The organism is Achromobacter sp. PD1, assembly GCF_048541815.1.
Taxonomy (GTDB): domain Bacteria; phylum Pseudomonadota; class Gammaproteobacteria; order Burkholderiales; family Burkholderiaceae_B; genus Achromobacter; species Achromobacter bronchisepticus_A.
In genome coordinates this window covers 5,624,345-5,643,740 of the sequence record NZ_CP183349.1, presented here as the reverse complement: position 1 = coordinate 5,643,740, position 19,396 = coordinate 5,624,345, and the positions used below count along the sequence as shown (strand labels likewise).

Genomic DNA, 19,396 nt, shown 5'->3' with positions numbered 1-19,396 from the left:
AGGCTCAGGCCGGGCTGTCGATGGCGATGCGGTCGGGCGGAAAGCGCAGGGCGAACACGCTGCCCTTGCCGGGTTCGCTGGTGATCAGCAGTTCGGCGTCATGGCGCATGGCGATGTGCTTGGTGATTGCCAGCCCCAGGCCGGTGCCGCCCACCGCGCGCGAGCGGCCGCGGTCCACGCGGTAAAAGCGCTCGGTCAGGCGGGGCAGGTGGCGCGCGGGGATGCCGATGCCGGTGTCCTGCACGCTATAGCGCGCGCCGCCGTCTTCCTCGCGCGCCCAGCGCACGGTGATGGTGCCGCCGTCGGGCGTGTAGCGCACCGCGTTGGTCAGCAGGTTGGACAGGGCCGAGGTCAGCTCGGTTTCGGCGCCCAGCACGTCCAGCGATTCGTCGATATGCCATTCCAGCACGTGGCGGCCGCCCGACAGGGCCTCGATCTGCTGGCGCGCCTTCTGCAGCAGCGCGCCCATGTTGACCGCGCGCGGGTCGCTGCCCGGCGAGGATTCCAGCGTGGACAGGGTCAGCAGGTCTTCGACGATGGCCTGCATGCGCTGGGCCTGTTCATGCATCATGTCGATGTACTGCTCGCGTTGTTCGGCGGGCAGGGCGTCGGCGGGCATGTCGCGCAGCGTTTCCAGAAAGCCCGCCAGCACCGTCAGCGGCGTGCGCAGCTCGTGCGAGACGTTGGCGACGAAGTCGCGGCGCGTGGTTTCCAGGCGTTCGATCTGGGTGACGTCGCGCGTGATCAGCAGGCGCTGGTTGCTGGCGTAGGCCGTCAACTGCATCATCATCAGCCGTTCCTGGCCTTGCTGGCCCAGGCGCACCAGGATGGGTTCGGGCCAGGATGGGCGGTGCGCGTATTCGACGAATTCCGGAGCGCGCAGCAGGTTCAACAGGTTATGGCCGCGGTCGGCCGGCAGGCGCAGGCCCAGGTGCTGGCGTGCCATGCGGTTGCACCAGTCGATCTGGAAATCCTCGTTCAGGGTCACCGCGCCGTCCGGCAGCGCTTGCGCCGCGGCCAGCATGCCCTGCATGGTGTTCTGGGTTTCGTTCAGTTCGCGGGCCCGGGCGCGGGTGTAGCGGTACAAGGGGGCGAGGATATCGTCCCAGGGGCCGACCGAAGCGGGCGGCGAGGTATCGGGATGGTTGGCCCAGTGGGACACCAGGTGCAGGCGCCAGCTGCGCCAGAGCAGCATGGCGGCCAGCGCGAAGGAGAAAAGTATCCAGCCCGCCGGGTCTCCTATGAGCCATTGGGCCAGCAATGCGGCAACCGCCCACAGGGCGACCAGGAAAAGAGTGCGCAGCCAGATCATCGTGCGGGAGTTTTACCGCGTCGGGAGCTGGGCAGTAAACCGGTAGCCGCTGCCGCGGACCGTTTCCACGTGCGCGTCGTGGCCGCTGGGTTCCAGCGCCTTGCGCAGGCGGCGGATGTGCACGTCGACCGTGCGTTCTTCGACGAAGACGTGGTCGCCCCAGACCTGATCCAGCAGCTGCGAGCGCGAGAACACGCGTTCGGGGTGCGTCATGAAGAAATGCAGCAGGCGGAATTCGGTGGGGCCGATCTGCAGCGACTGGCTGTTGCCCGACAGGCGATGCGTCACCGGATCCAGCTTCAGGCCGCCCACGTCGATCACGTCGTCGGTCAACTGGGGCGCGCGGCGGCGCAGCACAGCCTTGATGCGCGCCATCAGCTCCTTGGGCGAGAAGGGCTTGGTAATGTAGTCGTCGGCGCCGGCTTCCAGGCCGTCCACCTTGTCTTGTTCGGAACCCTTGGCGGTCAGCATGATGACCGGGACGGCGCGGGTGCGCTCGTCGTTGCGCAGCTTGCGCGCCATGGCCAGGCCGGAGGTGCCGGGCAGCATCCAGTCCAGCAGGATCAGGTCGGGAAGCTCGGCACGGATCAGGGTCTGGGCCTGGTCGGCGTCGAAGGCGCGCAGCACCTTGTGTCCGGCGAAGGACAGGTTGACGGCGATCAGTTCCTGGATGGCGGGTTCGTCTTCGACGACGAGGATGGTGCTGGACATGGCGGATTGGGCACACTTCTGAGCGCCGGCGCGGCGCGAACATTGCGATAGTATGGCCGCAATATTTCAGGTATGTGACCGCCGGGCATCATCGTCTGCGTCCGCCGGCCGCCCGCGGGAGCCCGATAGGCTACCATTGAACGATATATCGGGAATTCACCATGCAAAACCCCTCCGAATCGCAACATTCCGCGGATTCCGCCTCGCAATCGACCCATTTCGGCTTCCAGACGGTGCCGGAAGGCGAAAAGGCCCGCAAAGTCGCCGAAGTCTTCCACTCGGTCGCCCAGCGCTACGACGTCATGAACGATTTCATGTCGGCCGGGCTGCACCGCGTCTGGAAGGCGTTCACCATCGGCCGCGCCGCCATCCGCCCCGGCATGAAGGTGCTGGACATCGCCGGCGGCACGGGCGACCTGGCCAAAGCGTTCGCCAAGCGCGCCGGTCCTACCGGCGAGGTCTGGCTCACGGACATCAACGATTCCATGCTGCGCGTGGGCCGCGACCGCCTGACCGATGCCGGCCTGCTGGTGCCCACCGCCGTGTGCGACGCCGAGCGCCTGCCGTTCCCCACCGGCTATTTCGACCGCGTCAGCGTGGCTTTCGGCCTGCGCAATATGACCCACAAGGACCGCGCCCTGGCTGAAATGACCCGGGTGCTGAAGCCGGGCGGCAAGCTGCTGGTGCTGGAATTCTCGCGCGTGGCCAAGCCGCTGGCCCCCGCCTACGACTGGTATTCCTTCAATGTGCTGCCCTGGCTGGGCAAGAAGGTCGCCAAGGACGAAGCCAGCTACCGCTACCTGGCCGAATCCATCCGCATGCACCCCGACCAGGAAACCCTGGCGGACATGCTGCGCACGGCCGGACTGGAACGGGTGCAGTACTTCAACCTGACCGCCGGCATCGCCGCTCTGCACGAAGGCGTCAAGCTGGGCTGATCCGCGCCGGCCATCCGGATTTTTCGCCGCCCTGCGGGAACTTGTGGGGCGGCGTCTTGTCCGTTATTCTTACGGTATTCAGATTAATGTAAGAAAAGTCGCGACGAAGGTCCCGCGGTCCGTGGGACTTCCTGCTGCTCGGGGCGGCAGGGGCGCGAGTACGAGGGAGCAAACCTATGTCCAAATTCTGTCTTTCGCGGTTTGTCGCCGCGGCGCTGATCGCCGTTTCCGGCGCGGCACTGGTGACGGCGTCGTTTGACGCCGAAGCCCGCCGTGCCGGTGGCGGCAGCAGCGTCGGCCGACAATCCTCCAACGTGACCCAGCAGCGCCAGGCGACCACGCCGCCGGCCGCCGCCAACAACACGGCGGGCGCCACCGCTGCTCCGGCAGCCGCCGGCGCGGCCACGGCCGGCGCAGCAACCGCGGGCGCCGCCGCCAAGAGCGGCGCGTCGCGCTGGCTCGGCCCCATCGCCGGCATCGCCGCCGGCCTGGGTATCGCCGCGCTGCTCTCCAGCATGGGCCTGTCGGGCGCTTTCGCCGAGTTCCTCGGCTCCGCGCTGCTGATCGCCGCGGTCGTGTTCGCCGTCATGTTCATCATCCGCCGCCTGCGCGGCGCCGGTCCGCGCACTGCCACGCAGGGCGCGTTAGGTGGCGCCAACAACGCGCCGGGCCAGCAGCAACAGCAGCCGATGTGGCGCGAAACGCTGAAGCCGGCGGCTCCCGCTGCAGCAGCAGCTCCGGTTGCCGCCGCCGCGGCGCCGGCCGCGATGCCCAAGATGGGCGACGACAACAACTGGTTCGTGCCGGGTGACTTCGACACGCCCAACTTCCTGAAGCAGGCCAAGGAGCAGTTCGTGCGCATCCAGGCCGTCTGGGACAGCGGCAGCACCGATGGCCTGCGCGAATTCCTGACCGACGACCTGATCACCGAGCTCAAGCCGCAGCTGGCCGAGCGCGGCGCGGCGCCCAACAAGACCGAAGTGGTCCTGCTGAACGCTGAAATGCTGGGCATCGAAACCGTGTCCGACGGCCACCTGGCCAGCGTGCGCTTCTCCGGCATGCTGCGCGAAGCGCCGGGCGCCGAGGCCTTCCGCTTCGAGGAAGTCTGGAACCTGTTCAAGCCTGCCAATGGCGGCTGGCTGCTCGCAGGCATCCAGCAGATCCCGGTGGATCTCGCCAGCTAAGCCTGGCCGGCCGGGGCCGATCCCCACCTCCGTTGCGGATGCCGCAAGGCATCTGTTTGAACCGGCCCTCACAGGGCCGGTTTTTCCATGTGCTTGCGCAAAACACCCATCCATCTAACCCGTTACACTCCCGATTTACCCACTAACTTCCGCAACCCCCGCAATCGGGGCCGTTGCAGACCGCCATGCTGCCTCTTCCGTTCCTGCCCACCCCCTCGCGACTGGCTGTAAGCGCGCTCAACGCCCTGTTGCGGCGCGAGGACTGGGCGCGCGCGCGCCTGGTGCGGCATGCGGGCAAGACGGTGCGTTTCGCGCTGGGCGGCTTCAGCCTGGGCCTCACCATCGACAGCGAAGGGCTGGCGGCCCAGGCCGATGCGGCCGTGGTGCCCGACGTGACCCTGACGGTCGCGCCTGAAAAACTGCCGCTGCCGCGCCTGGGCGCGGACCGCGAGCGCCCCGATTTCGCCGAGGCGACCCATATTTCGGGCGACGCGGCGTTGGCGCAGGTGGTGTCGGACCTCTCCAAGCAGTTGCGCTGGGATCCGGAGGACGCGCTGGCCCGGGTGGTGGGCGACATCGCCGCGCTGCGCCTGGTGGGCGGGGCGCGCGCGGCCGCCGGCGGCGCGCGCACGGCCAGCCTGCGCCTGGCCGAGAACGTGTCCGAATACCTGTCCGAGGAAAGCGGCATGCTGGCCAGCCGACCGGCGCTGGAACAGTGGCGCCTGGACCTGGCCGAGCTGAACGCCCGCGCCGATGCGCTGGCCCGTTCGGCCACCGCGCTGCAAACCCGCCTGGCGTCCGCCAGCGCAAAGCGGGGCGCCTGATACATGTTCCCCCTGCTGCGCCTTTTCCGCATCATTCTGGTTTCGCTGCGCTATGGCCTGGATGAGCTGGTGCTCTCCAGCCTGAACCATCCGCTGGCCACCTGCCTCTTACGTGTGATCCGCCTGGGCACGCGTCCGCGCAAGCCGCGCGGCTTGAGGCTGCGCCTGGCGCTGGAATCGCTGGGGCCCATCTTCGTGAAGTTCGGACAGGTGCTGTCCACCCGCCGCGATCTGATCCCCGCCGATATCGCCGACGAACTGGCGCTCTTGCAGGACCGCGTGCCGCCGTTCCCCTCGGCGCAGGCCGCTGCCTGCATCGAGGCGGCGCTGGGTGCGCCGCCCGAGAAGCTGTTCGCGCAGTTCGAAGTGGATCCGGTGGCCTCGGCCTCGATCGCGCAGGTGCACTTCGCCGTGCTGCACGACGGCCGCGAGGTCGCGGTCAAGGTGCTGCGTCCGGGCATGCTCAGCATCATCGAGAAAGACCTGTCGCTGCTGAAAGTGGTGGCGCGCATCATCGAGCGCCTGGGCGCCGACGGCCGCCGCCTGAAGCCGCGCGAAGTGGTGGCCGAGTTCGACAAGTATCTGCACGACGAGCTGGACCTGGTGCGCGAAGCGTCCAACTGCAGCCAGCTGCGCCGCAACTTCGGCCCCGAGTCCGGCCGCGGCGACATGCTGATCGTGCCCGAGGTGATCTGGGAATACACGGCGTCCACGGTCTTCACCATGCAGCGCATGTACGGCATGCCGGTAGGCCAGGTGGAGCGCATGCGCCAGGCCGGCATCGACATCCCGACGCTGGCGCGCACCGGCGTGGAGATCTTCTTCACGCAGGTCTTCACCGACGGCTTCTTCCATGCCGACATGCACCCGGGCAACATCTACGTGTCGGACCGTCCGGAAACGCTGGGCAGCTACATCGCCCTGGACTTCGGCATCGTGGGTTCGCTGTCCGAGTTCGACAAGAATTACCTGGCGCAGAATTTCCTGGCCTTCTTCCACCGCGATTACCGCCGCGTGGCGCAACTGCACATTGAATCGGGCTGGGTGCCGCCCGATACGCGCGAAGAAGAGCTGGAGGGCGCCGTGCGCGCCGTCTGCGAACCGTACTTTGACCGGCCGTTGTCGGAGATCTCGCTGGGGCAGGTGCTCTTGCGGCTGTTCCAGACCTCGCGCCGGTTCAATGTGGAGATCCAGCCGCAGCTGGTCCTGTTGCAGAAGACCCTGCTGAACGTTGAAGGATTGGGCCGCCAGCTCGATCCCAACCTGGATCTCTGGAAGACCGCCAAGCCCTATCTGGAACGCTGGATGCGTCAGCGCGTCGGATTCAAGGGGCTGCGGCAGAGCCTGGAAAAAGAAGCCGCGCAGTGGTCGCAAATGCTGCCTGCTTTGCCCAGGCTGGTCCATGACCACCTGAGCCGTCCCAACGTCTCGCCCGCCTTGCTGGCCGAGATGATCCAGTTGCGGCGGGCCCAGGAACAGAACAACCGGCTGGTTGCAGCGCTGGTTGGGGTGGCCGCGGTTGCCATCGGGGTCGCGATATGGGCCTTGACCCGATAGGCGGCGCGATGATCTAGACGGTATCTGTCATGTTTCATTCATGAAACGGTCATCATAGCTTCGCGGTACACGGCGAAAAATAGCGCTGCGGTGGATGAATGCAGCGCCCTCGCCGGCAGCGCGCGCGCCATTCTTAATTTCTATATCTATAGCCCCACTAGCGGGACGAATACAAGGGCAGACCATGCTTTATCCTGAACTCTTCAAGACCATGGAAGCCGTGCGCTGGAACATGGCGCATGACATCCCGTGGGGCGACTTCGATCGCAGCAAGCTCTCGGACGAGCAGGCCCACACGATCAAGATGAACGCCATCACGGAATGGGCCGCCTTGCCGGCCACCGAAATGTTCCTGCGCGACAATCGCGGCGACAGCGATTTCTGCGCGTTCATGTCGGTGTGGTTCTTTGAAGAACAGAAGCATTCGCTGGTGCTGATCGAATACCTGCGCCGCTTCCGTCCGGACCTGGTGCCCACCGAGGAAGAACTGCACAACGTGCGCTTCGAGTTCGACGCCGCGCCCGAACTCGAAACCCTGATGCTGCATTTCTGCGGCGAAGTCCGTTTGAACCACTGGTACCGCCGCGCCGCCGAATGGCACACGGAGCCGGTCATCAAGGCCATCTACAAGACGGTGGCCCAGGACGAGGCCCGCCACGCCGGCGCCTATCTGCAGTACATGCGCCGCGCGCTGCACGACCGCGGCCAGGACACGAGCGAGCAGGCCCGCCTGGCGTTCTCCAAGATCGGCGTGCTGATGGCGTCGGCCGGCCGCACGCAGCAGGCCCTGCACCCGACCAACCTGCACGTGAACAAGGACCTGTTCCCCAACGACACGGTGCAGTCGCGCCTGCCGGAACCCGGCTGGCTGGAGCATTGGCTGGACACGCAGATCCGCTTTGACGGCGTCTGGGAGCAGAAGGTCGCCACGCGCATCCTGCACATCCTGTCCAAGCTGATGGACCGCAGCTTCGAAACGGTGAAGGACCTGAACCGCTACCGCAAGGAAATGACGGCGCTGATCGTGCCGAAGGAAAAGCAGATCATCCTGGGCGGCGCCTGAGCCGGGGCGATACAATCGCCGCATGCCTGCCGCCCGTTTCGAATCCAAGGTCCTGTCCCGCGACGAATGCGTCGCCGCCGTCGCCGCCGGCCGCTATCCGCGGCCGCTGGTGTTCACCAACGGCGTCTTCGACATCCTGCACCGGGGCCACGCAACCTACCTCGACCAGGCCGCCCAGCTGGGCGCGACCCTGGTGGTGGCGGTGAACACCGACGAGTCGGTGCGCCGCCTGGGCAAGGGCGCCGAACGCCCGCTGAACCGCATGGAAGACCGCGCCGCCTTGCTGGCCGCGCTGGGCTTCGTGACCGTGGTCACGTCCTTCCATGAGGACACGCCCGAGGCCCTGATCGGCCAGCTCAAGCCCGACCTGATCGTCAAGGGCGGCGACTACGACATGGAAAAGCTGCCCGAGACCGCCCTGGTCAAGACCTGGGGCGGCCGCGCGGTGGCGATTCCGTTCGAGTTCGAGCGCTCGACCACGGCGCTCGTGAAGAAAATCCAGAACAAGTAAACCGAGTCCCTTCGCGGACTCAGCGCGGTTCCCGCAGCAGGCGGTTGATCGCTTCCAGGTCTGCCTCGGCCAGGATGCCGCTGGTGGCCTTCAGGCGCAGGCTGGCGAGCACCGTGCTGTAGCGCGCCAGCGCCAGGTCGCGCTGGGTGGCGTAGAGCTGCTGCTGGGCATTGAGTACGTCCAGGTTGATGCGCACGCCGACCTCGTAGCCGGTGCGGTTGGCTTCGACCGCGGCGCGGCTGGATTTTTCGCCTGCCTCCAGCGCCTGGATGCGCGCCAGGCCGCTGGTGACGCCGGTGTAGTACTGGCGTGCGGCTTGCACGGCCTGGCGGCGCGCCGCCTCGTAATCGTGGCGCGCCTTCTGTTCCAGCTGGACCTTTTCAGTCACTTGCGACGAGACCCCGCCGCCCGAGTACAGCGGGATCGACAGCACCACGCCGATGGTGCTGTCGATGGGCTTGCCCGGCGCGGCATTGCGCATCACGGCGTCGCTGGCGCTGCCGCTGCTGGCGCGCAGGTTCAGGGTCGGGTAATGGCCGCTCTTGGCGATCTGGATCTCGCGGCCGGCGATGCGCGTCAGGAGCTGCGCGCGCAACACGTCCAGGCTGGAGGACTCCGCCTGGTTGCTCCAGTCGGCCACGCGGGCGGGCTGCGGCGCGGGCAGCTGCACGCCATAGGGCAGTTCGGACAAGGCGCCGGGAGCCGTGCCGATGATCTTGGCCAGTTCGTCGCGGCGGACTTCCAGGTCGTTCTGCAGGCGCAGTTCCTGCGCCACCACCAGGTCGTAGCGCGCCTGCGCCTCGTAGGTGTCGGTGATGGTGGCGTTGCCGAGTTCGAAGTTGCGCTTGGCGGACTCCAGCTGCCCGGCCACGGCGGCCTTTTCGGCCTCGGTGGCGGTCAGCGTGTCCTGGGCGTAGAGCACGTTGAAATAGGCGTCGGCCACGCGCAGCAGCAGGTCCTGATAGGCCTGTTGCAGCTGCACCTCGACGTCGGCGACGACCAGCTTGGATTGCTCGAAATTCTGCCAGCGGCCCCAGTCGAACAGCGGCTGGGTCAGGGACAGGTCCCAGACGCCGCGGCCGCCGCTGTAGGCGATGCCCATGCCGCGGGTGCTGCGGGTTTCCTGGTAGGCGCCGCCGGCTTCGGCGGAGATCAGGGGCAGGAGCAGGGAACGGGCCTGGGGTTCTTTTTCCAGGCCGGCGCGGTAGTTGGCGCGCGCGGCGGCGTAGATCGGGTCATTGCCCAGCGCCGATTGCCAGATCTGGATCAGGTTCTGCGCGCGGACAAGCGTCGGGCCGACGCTTGCGGCGCAGGTAAAAACCAGTAAAGCCGTTAGCAATCGGAAACGCATGGTGGTCAACGATACGCCGGGCCGCCCGGGGCGCGGCGGCCCTGTCAGAGGGGCAGGCGCCGGGCGGCAGGGTTGGGGATCAGAACTTGAACTGGGATACCGTGACGCCGCGCAGCGGCTTGATGACGGTTTCGAACAGGTTCACCGTTTCGAAGCTGGCCGCGGTGGTGCGGGTGATGCGACAGGCCGTCATGACGGGCGCCTGGCCCACGATCACGACCAGGCGGCCGCCCACGCGCAACTGGTACTTCAGCGCGTCGGGGACGGTCGGCACGGAACCCGTGACGAGGATGGCGTCGTATTCGGTGGAGCCCCAGCCGTTGCGGGCGTCGCCGGTTTCGACCTTGACGTTGGTGACGTTGTTCATCTGCAGGTTCTGCTGCGCGAACGTCACCAGGCGGCTGTCGATTTCGACCGAGGTGACCTGCTGCGCCAGGTAGCCCAGCAGCGCGGCCTGGTAGCCGGAGCCAGTGCCGATTTCCAGCACGCAGTCGGACTTGGTCAGCAGCAGCTCTTGCGCCAGGCGGGCTTCCACCTTGGGCGCCAGCATGTTCTGGCGGGTGTTGACCGCGTTGATCTCAAGCGGCAGTTCCAGGTCGGAAAACGCCAGCGCGCGCAGGGCCGGCGGAACGAATTGTTCGCGGCGCACATCGAACAGCGCTTGCAGCACGTTGGCGTCCAGAACGTCCCACGGGCGGATCTGCTGTTCCACCATGTTGAAGCGGGCTTGTTCTACGTCGGGCAGGGTCGAAGCGTTCATGACGGTCAGAAAAAACAGAGGAATCAACAGACCATTGTACCGATTCGTAGCGTACTGTGACGCCCGACCCCGCCGACAGATGTTTCAGACGCCGCCCGGATCTACCACCAGGCGTGGAAGTGGTGCACCGGGCCGTGGCCCGAACCCACCGACAGGCGCTCTGCGTGGCGGATGGCCTCCGTGAGGTAGGCCTTGGCGCGGCGCGCCGCCTCGGGCACGTCCCCGGTTTGCGGCAGCAGCGCGGCCAGCGCCGCCGACAGCGTGCAGCCGGTGCCGTGGGTGTTGACGGTCTCGATGCGGTGGCCGGGCAGCTCGATCATGCGGTCGCCGTCATGCAGCAGGTCGATGGTCTCGCTGCCGGGCAGGTGGCCGCCCTTGACCAGCACCCAGCGCTCACCTGAATGCGCCAGCTTGTTGCGCAGGCGTTCGGCCACGCGCCGCATTTCCTTGACGGTCTCGACCGGACGCTCTTCCAGCAGCACGCCGGCTTCGGGCAGGTTGGGCGTCAGCAGGGTGGACTGCGGCAGCAGGGACTCGCGCATGGCGCCCACGGCGTCGCGTTCCAGCAGCAGGTCGCCGCTTTTGGCCACCATCACCGGATCCAGCACCACGTGGGCCGGTGCCCACTTGGCGAGCTTCTCGGCCACCACCTGGATCACCGGCTGCTGGCCCAGCATGCCGATCTTGACCGCGTCGATGCGCACGTCCGCGAACAGCGTGTCGATCTGCTGGCCGACGAAAGCGGGCGGGACCGCCGAGATGCCGGTGACGCCCTGGGTGTTCTGCGCCGTCAGCGCGGCGATCACCGCGCAGCCGTAGGCGCCCAGCGCGCTCATGGCCTTGACGTCGGCCAGGATGCCGGCGCCGCCGGAGGGGTCGACGCCAGCGATGGTCAGCGCGTTGGGGATGGGGCGGCCGCTGGCGGCCTGCTGGCGGCCGTTCATTTGGGGGCGCCCGCCGTGATCAGGCCTTCGTTGGGCGAGCTGGGGGCGCCGCTGTACAGCTTCTTGGGCATGCGGCCAGCCAGGAAGGCCTCGCGGCCGGCTTCCACGCCCTTCTTCATGGCGCTGGCCATCAGGATGGGATCGCGCGCGCCGGCGATGGCGGTGTTCATCAGGACGGCGTCGCAGCCCAGCTCCATGGCGATGGCGGCGTCCGACGCGGTACCCACGCCGGCGTCCACCACGATGGGCACGCGGGCCTGCTCGATGATCAGGCGCAGGTTCCAGGGATTCAGGATGCCCATGCCCGAGCCGATCAGCGAGGCCAGCGGCATCACGGCGACCGCGCCCAGGTCTTCCAGCATGCGGCACTGGATGGGATCGTCGGTGCAATACACCATGACCTTGAAGCCTTCGTCCACCAGGGTCTTGGTGGCCTTCAGGGTCTCCGGCATGTTGGGGAAGAGGGTCTGCGGGTCGCCCAGCACTTCCAGCTTCACCAGGTCGTGGCCGTCCAGCAGTTCGCGCGCCAGGCGCAGCGTGCGCACGGCCTCGTCGGCGCTGTAGCAGCCGGCGGTGTTGGGCAGCAGCGTGAATTTGGACGGCGGGACGTAGTCCAGCAGGTTCGGTTCACCGGCGTTCTGGCCGATATTGGTGCGGCGGATGGCGACGGTGACGATCTCGGTGCCGCTGGCGTCCAACGCCGCGCGGGTCTGTTCGAAGTCCTTGTACTTGCCGGTGCCGACGAGCAGGCGCGACGAGTAGGCGCGGCCGGCGATGGTGAGAGTGTCTTGAGTGGTCATGGCGGAGGTTCAAAGGGCGGGTGCGCACGATGCGAGACCCGCGGGGACTGGCGATACGTTGGACGAATGATAAAGCACGGCGCCGCGCGGCAGACGTGCTCGGTGAAATGCGGCGTTCCACTATTTGCAGATCGTGGTGCGGACACGTTCAGCGCAGGCGGTCCAGGTCGGCGCAGATCGCCTCGGCGGCGTCGATCAAACGCGGACCCGGGCGGTACAGCGCGTCGGCATCCACGCCGTACACATGCCCCAGCCGCGCGGCGGGCAGTCCCAGCGCCTGCCAGGCGGCCAGGTTGCGGACGCCGTCTTCGGGGCGGGAGATGCCGGCCAGCACCGCCTCGGGACGCGCCGCCAGCACGCTTTCCAGCGTGACCTGGGGCGCCACCACGGGCGCCTGGCCGAAGACATTGACGCCGCCGCAGACGCGCAGGGCGTCGCTGACGATGCTGCTGTCGTTCAAGGTGTAGATGGGGTCCAGCCCCGCCTGCACGAAGACGCGCACGGGGCGGCGGCCGGCATAGCGGACGGCCAGGGCGTCCAGGCGCGCGCGCAGGGCCTGGGCGGCAGGCCGCGCCTGCGCTTCGGTGCCGAACAGCGCGCCCATGCGTTCGACCGCGTCGGGGATGGCGGCCAGGGTCTGCGGGTCGCTGTAGAACACCGGCACGCCCAACTTGTCCATCACCCGCGCCAGCGGCGCGGCGGCGGCGGGCTGCCAGGCGATCAGCAGGTCCGGACGTACGGCAGCCACGCGTTCGGGATCGGGCTGGGTGCCGTCGCCGATGATGGGCAACTGGCGGGCGGCGGGCGGATAGTCGCTGCCACGGATGGTGGCGATGAGCCGGTCGCCCGCGCCGGCGGCAAAGACCAGCTCGGTGGCGTGCGGGGCCAGGGTGACGGCGCGCCGGGCGGGAGCGGCCAGCGAGACCTGGCGTCCCTGGTCGTCGCGGATCTGGATGACCGCGCCGGCGGCGGAACCCGCCCCGGTATCCGTCGCCGGACCTGCTGCGGCGAGTCCCGCGGACAGCAGCGCGCCCAGGGCCAGGAACAGCCCCGGAGCGATGCGAGGGTGGGTACGTGCGAGGGGCATGCAGGAAGCCGATATAGCCAGCGGGGAACGCCGACTATATCGGAATGCCGCGATCAGTAGCGCAGCGTGAGCGACGCGTAGAAATTGCGGCCCGGGGCGGGGTACAGGCTGTAATTGGCGACCGGACCCAGCATCTCGAACGAAGCATTGCCGCCGCGGATGCCGTAGGTGGCGTACTGGCGGTCGAAGATGTTGTTCACGCCGATGGCGCCTTCGATGTTGCGCGTGAACTTGTAGGCCACCTTGGTGTTGAACAGCACGTAGGCGTCCAGTTCCTTGGCGAACTGGTTGGCCTGGTCGTTGTCCATGCGCGACTTGCCCACGTATTGCGCCGTCACGTTCCACAGGAACGCGTCGGTGGGACGCCAGGTCACGCCGGCGTTGGCCAGCCACTTGGGCGCCAGCGGCACGGTCTTGCCCGCCAGGTCCACGCCTGCGTAGGTGCCGGAGCGGAATTGCGCTTCCATCCAGGTCAGGTTGGCGTCCAGCGACACGCTGCTGGAGATCGCGGTGTGGCCTTCCAGTTCGATGCCTTGGCGGCGGGTCGGGTCCAGGTTGGTGTTGGCTCCCGTGCCCGGGCCCCAGATGCCATCAGCCAGCGGGTTGTACTGGATTTCGTTGGTCAGGTCATAGCGGAAGTACGACAGGCGGGCGCTGCTGCTGGCCGACTGCCAGGTCACGCCGATTTCCTTGTCGGTGGAGGTCTGCGGCGCCAGCGGGGTCTGCACCGACAGCAGTTCGTCGGCGTTGGGCAGGCGGAAGCTGCGGCCGACCTTGCCGTACACGCCGAAACCGGCGGGCAGGTCCTGGCGCACGCCCAGCTGCCAGGCGGTCAGGTGGTTGCTGCGGTCCGACGCCGTGCCCGAGCCAGAGATCACGTCCAGGTCGTCGGAGGCGTACTGGCGGCGCACGCCGGCCGTCACGTAGGTGCTGTCGGTGGCGCGCACCTGGCCTTCGGCGAACAGGCCGTACTGGTGCTGGCGCGACTGCCACTTCGAGGGCTGGAAGTCGTAGTAGGCGTTCTGGTTGGCGGTGGTCTTGGCTTCCTGGCCGTCGGCGCCGAAGACGATGCTGTGGCCGCCGTTGATCGGCAGGCGGTAGCGCACGCTGGCGATGTTCTCTTCCAGCTTCTGGTCGCGCAGGATGTCGCCGAAGCCGTCGTAGGTCAGGCCGTCGAGCTTTTTCTCGCGGGTCGACAGGTCGGCGTACAGGGTGCCGGCGCCGATCGCCTGCTCGAGCTGCAGGCCGAAGGTAGTGGTCGTGGTCTTGACGTAATCGACGTCGTTCTTCGAGCCGCGCGGATCGTCCTGGTACTCGTTCAGGCCGGTCTTGGGGTTGATCGTGCGCGGACCGGGCAACTCCAGCTTCTGCGTGGTGGTGCGGCCGTACAGGCGGATCGAGCCGTCGTCGTGGCGGAACGTGATGCCGCCGCCGCCGCCCTCGCGGCGCTCGCCGCTGTGGTCGCGGTAGCCGTCGCTGTGCAGCGATTGCATGTAGGCGTCGACGCCGACCTTTTCATTGTTCATGGACACGGCCGCGTCGTACTGGCGCAGGCCATAGCTGCCGAAGGTGGCGGTGGCGCGGGCGGCGACCGGCTCCTTGGTGAAATCGGAACGCGTGATGATGTTGATCACGCCGCCGGTGGTGCCGCCGCCGTATTGCACGGAACCGCTGCCGCGCACGATTTCAATGCGCTCGACCTGGTCCAGCGGCACTACGCCGAGGCTGGGCGCCGACAGGTCGTTGGTGTTCTGCTTGACGCCATCGATCAGGATCAGCGTGTTGCTGGCGCCGGTGATGCCGAAGCCGCGCAGGTCGACGATGGAGTTGTCGCTCGAGCTGCTGGTGTTGATCAGGTGGATGCCGGCCTGGGTCGACAGCACGTCCTGCATGGTGCGGGCGCTGGACGCGGCGATGTCTTCGGCGGTGATGACCGAGATCGACACCGGCAGCGTGCGGCCGTCGGTCGGCACGCGCTGGGCGGTGACCGTGATGGCGTCGAGCTGGGGAGTGGAGGAGGCGGCTTGCTGGGCGGCGGCGATGGCCGGGGCGGAGCAGAGCAGGGCGCCGGCATAGCGCCGGATGGAGCGGGTTTTCATCTACGTAACCTCGATGCGACCCGCGACCCCGCAGGCCATTCACGATGGGGAGGATGCCCAAGCCGCGGCGGGCCGGTGTAGGCCTGGCGGCAATGCATGGACTTCCTGACGATCGAACAGGCCGGTATCGGGCTGCCATGGGCGCATTGCGCGCATGGGGACCGTTGCGGGGGCAGCACAGGCTGGAGCCAGGGGTTGCCGGCGCCTTGTGGGGCGGCAGTCCTGGGAGGTTCTTCCTGTTTCCCGTTTACCTTTCGCGCGCGGTGCGGCAAGTGTTGCGTTCTTGCCTGCCCTGTGCGCCGAAAGCACCGGTTCGGGGCCGAAACTGTATCACCGGGAGGCGCGGATAGGCCCATTTTGTTACGATCAGGGCTTGTTTTTGCGGCGTTTTTCGCTTTTTCGCCACATTGCGCCGCCATCGCCAACTCCATCCGGACCTGCCCGTGTCGTATCCCCGCCTGCCTTACCCGCCCGAAGCCTATACCCATGGCGGTGAATTCGCCCGCCTGCTGGGCAAGCGCATCCTGATTCTGGATGGCGCCATGGGCACCATGATCCAGCGCTACAAGCTGGGCGAGGCGGACTTCCGCGGCGAGCGCTTCGCCGGCCACGGCAAGGACGTCAAGGGCAACAACGAGCTGCTGTCGCTGGTGCGCCCGGACGTGATCTCCGAGATCCACCGGCAATACCTGGAAGCGGGCGCCGATGTCATCGAGACCAACACCTTCGGCGCGACGACCATCGCGCAGGGCGACTACGAGCTGCCGGAACTGGCCTACGAACTGAACCTGGTGTCCGCGCGCCTGGCGCGCGAGGCCTGTGACGCCTACAGCACGCCCGAGCGGCCGCGTTTCGTGGCCGGCGCGCTGGGCCCGCAGCCCAAGACGGCCTCGATCTCGCCGGACGTGAACGATCCGGGCGCGCGCAACGTCACCTTCGAGGAACTGCGCGTCGCCTATGTGGAGCAGCTCAACGGCCTGCTGGATGGCGGCATCGACATCGTCCTGATCGAAACCATCTTCGACACCCTCAACGCCAAGGCGGCCATCTTCGCCACCGAGGAAGTGTTCGAGGCGCGCGGCGTGCGCCTGCCCGTGATGATCTCGGGCACGGTGACTGACGCGTCCGGCCGCATCCTTTCCGGCCAGACCGTGGAAGCCTTCTGGAACTCGGTGCGCCACGCGCGCCCCATCACCATCGGCCTGAACTGCGCGCTGGGCGCGGCGCTGATGCGCCCCTACGTGGCCGAGCTGGCCCGCATCTGCGACACCTACGTCTGCGTCTATCCGAACGCCGGCCTGCCCAACCCGATGGCCGAAACCGGCTTCGACGAAACCCCGGCCGACACCTCCGCGCTGCTGGAAGAGTTCGCGCGTGCTGGCCTGGTCAACATGTCGGGCGGCTGTTGCGGCACCACGCCGGACCACATCCGCGAGATCGCGGCCAAGGTCATGTCGCTGACCCCGCGCGCCGTGCCGGACATCCCGGTGAAGACCCGCCTGTCGGGCCTGGAACCGCTGAACATCGACGAAGACACGCTCTACGTCAACGTGGGCGAACGCACCAACGTGACGGGCAGCAAGATGTTTGCCCGCCTGATCCGCGAAGAGAAATACGACGAGGCGCTGGCCGTGGCCCGCCAGCAGGTCGAGAACGGCGCGCAGATCATCGACATCAACATGGACGAGGCCATGCTGGATTCGGTGGCCTGCATGCGGCGCTTTCTCAACCTGATCGCCTCCGAGCCCGACATCGCGCGCGTGCCGATCATGATCGACAGCTCCAAGTGGGAAGTCATCGAGGAAGGCCTGAAGTGCGTGCAGGGCAAGCCCGTGGTGAACTCGATCTCCATGAAGGAAGGGCTGGAGCCCTTCCGCCACCATGCGCGCCTGTGCCGCCGCTACGGCGCGGCGGTGGTGGTGATGGCGTTCGACGAACTGGGCCAGGCCGACACGCTGGAGCGCCGCAAGGAAATCTGCGGCCGCGCCTACAAGATCCTGGTCGAGGAAGAAGGCTTCCCGCCGGAAGACATCATCTTCGACCCCAACGTCTTCGCGGTCGCGACCGGCATCGACGAGCACAACCACTACGCCGTGGACTTCATCGAAGGCACGCGCTGGATCCGCGAAAACCTGCCCTACGCCCGCATTTCGGGCGGCGTGTCCAACGTCAGCTTCTCGTTCCGCGGCAATGAGCCGATGCGCGAGGCGATCCACACGGTGTTCCTCTACTACGCCGTGAAGGAAGGCATGACGATGGGCATCGTCAACGCCGGCCAGCTGGGCGTGTACGCCGACCTGGATCCCAAGCTGCGCGACCTGGTCGAGGACGTGGTGCTGGACCGCGCCGAGCCCGTGGGCAAGACGGACGCCGACGACGAGCGCACGCCGACCGAACGCCTGGTGCAGTTCGCCGACAGCGTGAAGGGCTCGGGCGCCAAGAAGGAAGAAGACCTGACCTGGCGCAACGCTGAGGTCGAGGCCCGCCTGTCGCACGCGCTGGTGCATGGCATCACCGCCTTCATCGTCGAGGACACCGAGGAAGTGCGCCAGAAGATCGCCGCGCGCGGCGGCCGTCCGATCGAAGTGATCGAAGGCCCGCTGATGGACGGCATGAACGTGGTGGGCGACCTGTTCGGCGAGGGCAAGATGTTCCTGCCGCAGGTGGTGAAGTCGGCCCGCGTCATGAAGCAGGCCGTGGCCCACCTGGTTCCCTTCATCGAGGAAGAAAAGCGCCAGATCGCGGCCGCCGGCGGCGACGTGCGCGCCAAGGGCAAGATCGTCATCGCCACGGTCAAGGGCGACGTGCACGACATCGGCAAGAACATCGTGTCGGTGGTCCTGCAGTGCAATAACTTCGAAGTCGTGAACATGGGCGTGATGGTGCCCTGCGCCCAGATCCTGGAAAAGGCCAAGGAAGAGAACGCCGACATCGTCGGCCTGTCCGGCCTGATCACGCCCAGCCTGGAAGAAATGGCCTACGTCGCCAGCGAAATGCAGCGCGACGAATACTTCCGCAGCCGCAAGCTGCCGCTGATGATAGGCGGGGCCACCACCAGCCGCGTGCATACCGCCGTGAAGATCGCGCCCAACTACGAAGGCCCGGTGATCTACGTGCCGGACGCCAGCCGTTCAGTGGGCGTGGCCACCAGCCTGATGTCGGATCAGTCGGAAGCCTACCTGGCCGATCTGGCCCAGGAATACGAAGAGGTGCGCCGCCGCCACGCCAACCGCAAGGCCACGCCCATCCTGCCGCTGGCCGAAGCGCGCGCCTCGCGCCCCGCGATCGACTGGGACAACTACACGCCGCCGCGCCCCAAGTTCATCGGCCGCCGCACGTTCAAGAGCTACGACCTGGCCGAGATCGCCAAGTACGTGGACTGGGGCCCGTTTTTCCAGACCTGGAGCCTGTTCGGCCCGTTCCCGGCCATCCTGGACGACAAGGTCGTGGGCGAGCAGGCGCGCAAGGTCTACGCCGACGGCCAGGCCATGATGAAGCGCATCATCGAAGGCCGCTGGCTCACCGCCAACGGCGTGGTGGGCTTCTATCCGGCCAACAGCATCAACGACGAAGACATCGAGGTCTACAAGGACGAGACCCGCAGCGAGGTGCTGTTCACCTACCGCAACCTGCGCCAGCAGGGCGCCAAGCGCGAAGGCGTCAGCAACAAGTCGCTGTCCGACTTCATCGCGCCCAAGTCCAGCGGCAAGCTGGACTACATCGGCATGTTCGCCGTCACGGCGGGCCTGGGCATCGAAAAGAAGGAAGCGGAATTCGAAAAGGCGCTGGACGATTACTCCAGCATCATGCTCAAGTCGCTGGCCGACCGCCTGGCCGAAGGCTTCGCCGAATGCCTGCATGCCCGCGTGCGCCAGGACCTGTGGGGCTACGCGCCCGACGAAGCCCTGTCCAACGAGGACATGATCGCCGAGAAATACGTGGGCATCCGCCCCGCGCCCGGCTATCCGGCCTGCCCGGAACACGTCATCAAGACCGACATGTTCCGCGTACTGGACGGCGCCGACATCGGCATGATGCTGACCGACAGCTACGCCATGTACCCGGCTTCCAGCGTGTCCGGCTTCTACTTCAGCCACCCGCAGTCGCAGTACTTCAACGTGGGCGTGATCGGCGAAGACCAGCTGCAGGACTATGCGGCCCGCAGCGGCCGCAGCATCGAAGACCTGAAGCGCACCCTGGCGCCGAACCTGGGTTGAGCGCTGCCGGGGTAGCGGCCAGGCGTACTCGCCGGCCA

Annotated in this window: 15 protein-coding genes; 7 read left to right on the top strand and 8 right to left on the bottom strand. The window is 67.2% G+C overall.

Features of this window, described 5'->3' with window-relative positions; all coding sequences use genetic code 11:
* Positions 1–4: 4 nt before the first annotated feature.
* A complete protein-coding gene (gene phoR / locus ACM1PE_RS26515) occupies positions 5–1,312 on the bottom strand; it encodes a phosphate regulon sensor histidine kinase PhoR (protein WP_118933466.1) in 1,308 nt (435 codons plus the stop codon).
* Positions 1,313–1,324: 12 nt separating this feature from the next.
* On the bottom strand, positions 1,325–2,023 hold the full coding sequence (gene phoB, locus ACM1PE_RS26510) for a phosphate regulon transcriptional regulator PhoB (RefSeq protein WP_006227196.1): 699 nt from the start codon (positions 2,021–2,023) through the stop codon (positions 1,325–1,327).
* Between the two features lie 161 nt (positions 2,024–2,184).
* Here phoB and ubiE point away from each other — a divergent pair, with 161 nt between their 5' ends.
* The 6 genes from ubiE (at position 2,185) to rfaE2 (ending at position 8,100) form a co-directional block, all read left to right on the top strand.
* Complete coding sequence (gene ubiE / locus ACM1PE_RS26505) at positions 2,185–2,961, top strand: bifunctional demethylmenaquinone methyltransferase/2-methoxy-6-polyprenyl-1,4-benzoquinol methylase UbiE (protein WP_059377478.1); 777 nt, start codon at positions 2,185–2,187, stop codon at positions 2,959–2,961.
* Between the two features lie 176 nt (positions 2,962–3,137).
* On the top strand, positions 3,138–4,145 hold the full coding sequence (locus tag ACM1PE_RS26500) for a Tim44 domain-containing protein (RefSeq protein ID WP_059377480.1): 1,008 nt from the start codon (positions 3,138–3,140) through the stop codon (positions 4,143–4,145).
* A 185-nt stretch (positions 4,146–4,330) separates the two neighbouring features.
* Positions 4,331–4,969, top strand: coding sequence for a ubiquinone biosynthesis accessory factor UbiJ (locus tag ACM1PE_RS26495; protein ID WP_059377483.1), 639 nt, complete (start codon positions 4,331–4,333; stop codon positions 4,967–4,969).
* Between the two features lie 3 nt (positions 4,970–4,972).
* Positions 4,973–6,526: a ubiquinone biosynthesis regulatory protein kinase UbiB gene (gene ubiB / locus ACM1PE_RS26490; RefSeq protein ID WP_059377486.1), complete on the top strand. Its 1,554-nt coding sequence runs from the start codon at positions 4,973–4,975 to the stop codon at positions 6,524–6,526.
* 184 nt (positions 6,527–6,710) lie between these two features.
* The gene (locus tag ACM1PE_RS26485; RefSeq protein ID WP_054454988.1) at positions 6,711–7,589 is read left to right on the top strand and encodes a ferritin; all 879 of its coding nucleotides are present in this window, start codon (positions 6,711–6,713) and stop codon (positions 7,587–7,589) included.
* A gap of 22 nt (positions 7,590–7,611) precedes the next feature.
* Positions 7,612–8,100 (top strand): D-glycero-beta-D-manno-heptose 1-phosphate adenylyltransferase, encoded by a 489-nt coding sequence (rfaE2, locus tag ACM1PE_RS26480; RefSeq protein WP_059377488.1) that lies wholly within the window; start codon positions 7,612–7,614, stop codon positions 8,098–8,100.
* Positions 8,101–8,119: 19 nt separating this feature from the next.
* Here the strand turns inward: rfaE2 and ACM1PE_RS26475 are convergent, their stop codons facing one another.
* The 6 genes from ACM1PE_RS26475 to ACM1PE_RS26450 form a co-directional block, all read right to left on the bottom strand.
* Positions 8,120–9,451 carry a TolC family outer membrane protein gene (locus ACM1PE_RS26475; RefSeq protein WP_059377668.1) on the bottom strand — a complete coding sequence of 444 codons (1,332 nt, stop codon included), beginning with the start codon at positions 9,449–9,451 and terminating at the stop codon, positions 8,120–8,122.
* 79 nt (positions 9,452–9,530) lie between these two features.
* Positions 9,531–10,211 carry a protein-L-isoaspartate O-methyltransferase family protein gene (locus tag ACM1PE_RS26470; protein WP_059377489.1) on the bottom strand — a complete coding sequence of 227 codons (681 nt, stop codon included), beginning with the start codon at positions 10,209–10,211 and terminating at the stop codon, positions 9,531–9,533.
* 101 nt (positions 10,212–10,312) lie between these two features.
* Positions 10,313–11,155: a bifunctional hydroxymethylpyrimidine kinase/phosphomethylpyrimidine kinase gene (gene thiD, locus ACM1PE_RS26465; RefSeq protein ID WP_419341494.1), complete on the bottom strand. Its 843-nt coding sequence runs from the start codon at positions 11,153–11,155 to the stop codon at positions 10,313–10,315.
* Entirely contained in the window at positions 11,152–11,955 is an 804-nt protein-coding gene (locus ACM1PE_RS26460; protein ID WP_054454980.1) for a thiazole synthase, read from the bottom strand. The genes thiD and ACM1PE_RS26460 overlap by 4 nt, the downstream gene beginning before the upstream one ends.
* A gap of 148 nt (positions 11,956–12,103) precedes the next feature.
* Positions 12,104–13,042 carry a cobalamin-binding protein gene (locus ACM1PE_RS26455; RefSeq protein ID WP_419341493.1) on the bottom strand — a complete coding sequence of 313 codons (939 nt, stop codon included), beginning with the start codon at positions 13,040–13,042 and terminating at the stop codon, positions 12,104–12,106.
* A 53-nt stretch (positions 13,043–13,095) separates the two neighbouring features.
* Positions 13,096–15,141, bottom strand: a complete 2,046-nt coding sequence (locus ACM1PE_RS26450; RefSeq protein ID WP_059377493.1) for a TonB-dependent receptor — start codon at positions 15,139–15,141, stop codon at positions 13,096–13,098.
* A gap of 443 nt (positions 15,142–15,584) precedes the next feature.
* Here ACM1PE_RS26450 and metH point away from each other — a divergent pair, with 443 nt between their 5' ends.
* A complete protein-coding gene (metH, locus tag ACM1PE_RS26445) occupies positions 15,585–19,358 on the top strand; it encodes a methionine synthase (protein ID WP_118933646.1) in 3,774 nt (1,257 codons plus the stop codon).
* Positions 19,359–19,396: the final 38 nt, after the last annotated feature.

Coding starts and splice junctions, on each gene's coding strand:
- phoR (WP_118933466.1), bottom strand. CDS start 1,312: ATGATCTGGCTGCGCACTCTTTTCCTGGTCGCCCTGTGGGCGGTTGCC.
- phoB (WP_006227196.1), bottom strand. CDS start 2,023: ATGTCCAGCACCATCCTCGTCGTCGAAGACGAACCCGCCATCCAGGAA.
- ubiE (WP_059377478.1), top strand. CDS start 2,185: ATGCAAAACCCCTCCGAATCGCAACATTCCGCGGATTCCGCCTCGCAA.
- ACM1PE_RS26500 (WP_059377480.1), top strand. CDS start 3,138: ATGTCCAAATTCTGTCTTTCGCGGTTTGTCGCCGCGGCGCTGATCGCC.
- ACM1PE_RS26495 (WP_059377483.1), top strand. CDS start 4,331: ATGCTGCCTCTTCCGTTCCTGCCCACCCCCTCGCGACTGGCTGTAAGC.
- ubiB (WP_059377486.1), top strand. CDS start 4,973: ATGTTCCCCCTGCTGCGCCTTTTCCGCATCATTCTGGTTTCGCTGCGC.
- ACM1PE_RS26485 (WP_054454988.1), top strand. CDS start 6,711: ATGCTTTATCCTGAACTCTTCAAGACCATGGAAGCCGTGCGCTGGAAC.
- rfaE2 (WP_059377488.1), top strand. CDS start 7,612: ATGCCTGCCGCCCGTTTCGAATCCAAGGTCCTGTCCCGCGACGAATGC.
- ACM1PE_RS26475 (WP_059377668.1), bottom strand. CDS start 9,451: ATGCGTTTCCGATTGCTAACGGCTTTACTGGTTTTTACCTGCGCCGCA.
- ACM1PE_RS26470 (WP_059377489.1), bottom strand. CDS start 10,211: ATGAACGCTTCGACCCTGCCCGACGTAGAACAAGCCCGCTTCAACATG.
- thiD (WP_419341494.1), bottom strand. CDS start 11,155: ATGAACGGCCGCCAGCAGGCCGCCAGCGGCCGCCCCATCCCCAACGCG.
- ACM1PE_RS26460 (WP_054454980.1), bottom strand. CDS start 11,955: ATGACCACTCAAGACACTCTCACCATCGCCGGCCGCGCCTACTCGTCG.
- ACM1PE_RS26455 (WP_419341493.1), bottom strand. CDS start 13,042: ATGCCCCTCGCACGTACCCACCCTCGCATCGCTCCGGGGCTGTTCCTG.
- ACM1PE_RS26450 (WP_059377493.1), bottom strand. CDS start 15,141: ATGAAAACCCGCTCCATCCGGCGCTATGCCGGCGCCCTGCTCTGCTCC.